The sequence below is a fragment of the Terrabacter sp. P5_B1 genome (genome assembly GCF_056400505.1).
The window spans coordinates 1-1,134 of record NZ_JBFULD010000576.1 but is presented as its reverse complement, the minus strand read 5'-3'; the positions used below and the strand labels follow the sequence as shown (position 1 = coordinate 1,134).

At 76.1% G+C, this 1,134-nt stretch carries 1 protein-coding gene; it reads right to left on the bottom strand.

The features are described from left to right. Positions 1–1,030: HAMP domain-containing sensor histidine kinase (locus tag AC1DP0_RS22130; protein ID WP_478088777.1), on the bottom strand; the 1,030-nt coding region annotated here is incomplete at its 3' end. Positions 1,031–1,134: the final 104 nt, after the last annotated feature.

Here is a 1,134-nt window from a genome sequence, read left to right as displayed (position 1 = left end):
GTTCGACGGCACACGGGGGCGTGGGCGTGGGGGTCCGCGGCAGGACGGCCCGGATCCGCGCGCCCCGCTCCCCCACGGGCGGGGCCAGTGCGGCGATGGACCCTCCGTGCAGCTCGCAGACCCAGCTGGCGATGGCCAGCCCGATGCCCGTGCCGCCGCCGCCTGCGTCGTCGCCGGAGCCGAAGCGGTCGAAGACGTGCTGGGCGTGCTCGGCCGGGATGCCGCTGCCCTCGTCGGCGACCATGAGCCACCAGCGGTCCGGACCGTCCGGGCCGGCGCTCACCGTCACGCGCCCGCCCGACGGGCTGTGCCGGTCGGCGTTGTCGAGCAGGTTGGCGAGGACCTGCTCGAGACGGGCAGGGTCCGCGGTGACGTGCAGGTCGGCCGGGACGTCGACGACGTGGACGGTGCCGCGCCGGGAGACTCCGGCCTCCGCCACGGCGCGCTCCACGAGGGCCCGGACGTCGACCCCTGCGAGGTCGAGGGGCGCGCGGCCGCGGTCGACCCGGCTGAGGTCGAGCAGGTCACCGACGAGGGTCCCGAGCCGTTCGGCCTGGGCCAGGGCGGTCCGCAGCACGGCGTCGTCAGGACGCACGACCCCGTCGACGAGGTTCTCGAGCAGCGCCTGCTGTGCGGCGAGCGGGGTCCGCAGCTCGTGGGAGACCGTCGCCACGAGCTGCCGGCGCTGGTGGTCGGCGCCGGCGAGGTCGGCCGCCATCGTGTTGAAGGCGTCGGCAAGCACCCCCACCTCGTCGGCCGACGTCGCCGTGACCCTGCGGGAGTAGTCGCCCGTGGCCATCCGCGACGCCGCAGCCGTCATCTCGCGGAGCGGCGAGGTCATCCCGTGTGCCAGCCACTGGGTGACCCCGAGCGCCGCGGCGATCGTCACGGGCAGGCTGAACCAGCCGGGCACGGCGGCGCGGTCGCCGATGACCGACACGAGCGAGGCGACCACGATGCTGGCGGMGACGAGCAGCCCGAGCTTGGCCTTGATCGAGCGGATGCCGTCGAGGGGCCGGTCGGCGTTCACGGTACGTCGGTGGTGTCGGCGGCGGGAGCGGCGTCGGCCGCCGTCGGGCCGGCTTCGAGCGCGTAGCCGACGCCGTGCACGGTGCGCACGCGGGCGGCCCCGAC